The organism is Actinocorallia lasiicapitis (genome assembly GCF_054778695.1).
Genome location: NZ_BAAGZI010000721.1, coordinates 1 through 1,342 on the forward strand (window position 1 = coordinate 1; position 1,342 = coordinate 1,342).

Here is a 1,342-nt window from a genome sequence, read left to right on the forward strand (position 1 = left end):
GCCGCCCGCCCGCCGAGGTCCTGCTGACGTCCGGCGCCGCCGAGGCTTTCGTCCTGCTGGCCCGGGTGCTGCGCCCCCGCCACGCCGTCGTCGTCCACCCCCAGTTCACCGAGCCGGAAGCCGCCCTGCGCGCCGCGGGCCACCGCGTCCACCGCGCCGTCCTGACGGGCGACTTCCGCCTCGATCCCGCCCTCGTCCCCGACGAAGCCGACCTCGTCATGATCGGCAACCCCACCAACCCCACCTCGGTCCTCCACCCGGCCGCCGCCCTGCGCGCCCTGCGCCGCCCCGGCCGCACCCTCGTGATCGACGAGGCGTTCATGGACTGCGTCCCCGCCGAACCCGAATCCCTCGCCGCCGAAACCGCCTCTTCTCCCGGACGGGTGGTGGTGCTCCGGAGCCTGACCAAGACCTGGGGTCTGGCCGGGCTGCGGGCCGGCTACCTGCTGGGCCCCGCCGAGCTGATCACGGAGCTGGAGGAGGCGCAGCCCCTGTGGGCGGTGTCGGGACCGGCGCTGCGGGCGATCGAGGCGTGCGTGTCGCAGCGGGCCGTCGCCGAGGCGGTGCAGTGGGCGCGTGAGCTGGCCGGGCAGCGGGCCGAGCTGGCCTCAGCCCTCGACGGTCTCGGCTTCCCGGTCGTACCCGCGGCTTCGGCCTCGTTTCTGCTGGTCAAAGCCGGGGAAGGGATCCGGGACGGGCTCCGGGCGCGGGGCGTCGCCGTGCGGCGCGGCGACACCTTCCCCGGGCTGGGGCCCGAATGGATCAGAGTCGCGGTGCGGCCCGGCTGGAAGGACCTGGTCGCCGTGCTGGCCGAGCTGCGCTGACCTCACAGCCCGGCTTCGAGGAGGTGTCGGTTTCTTCCGAGATCGTCACGATGTGGCGCTGGCGGTACGTCCCGTCGGTTCCGGGTTACCCGGCCGAGTACCTTTGGTCACAGCAGTATCCCCTGACCGTTTTCGCAGATCGGAAGAGCCCACCGGTGCCGCCCTATCTCCTCGGACTCCGCCTCGCCGGGCGACGGGTCGTCGTCGTCGGCGGGGGACGGGTCGCGCAGCGCCGGGTGCCCACGCTGCTCGCGGCGGGCGCCGCCGTCGAGCTGATCGCCCCGGAGATCACGCCCTCACTCGAGGACCTGATCGGCCAGGTCGTCTGGCACCGCCGCGGCTTCACCGCAGGCGATCTCGACGGCGCCTGGCTGGTCCAGGCGTGCGCCGATGATCCCGAGACCAACGAGCGCGTCGCCCTGGAGGCGGAAGCGGCCCGTATCTGGTGCGTCCGCGCCGACGACGCCGAAGCCTCCGCGGCCTGGACCCCGGCCACCGGACAGGTCGGCGAGGCCACC

At 74.1% G+C, this 1,342-nt stretch carries 2 protein-coding genes; both read left to right on the forward strand.

The window, feature by feature from the left end:
* On the forward strand, nucleotides 1–824 hold an 824-nt coding region (cobC, locus tag ACYVE7_RS34115), incomplete at its 5' end, for an Rv2231c family pyridoxal phosphate-dependent protein CobC (protein ID WP_460370722.1).
* A 155-nt stretch (nucleotides 825–979) separates the two neighbouring features.
* On the forward strand, nucleotides 980–1,342 hold a 363-nt coding region (locus ACYVE7_RS34120), incomplete at its 3' end, for a precorrin-2 dehydrogenase/sirohydrochlorin ferrochelatase family protein (RefSeq protein ID WP_460370723.1).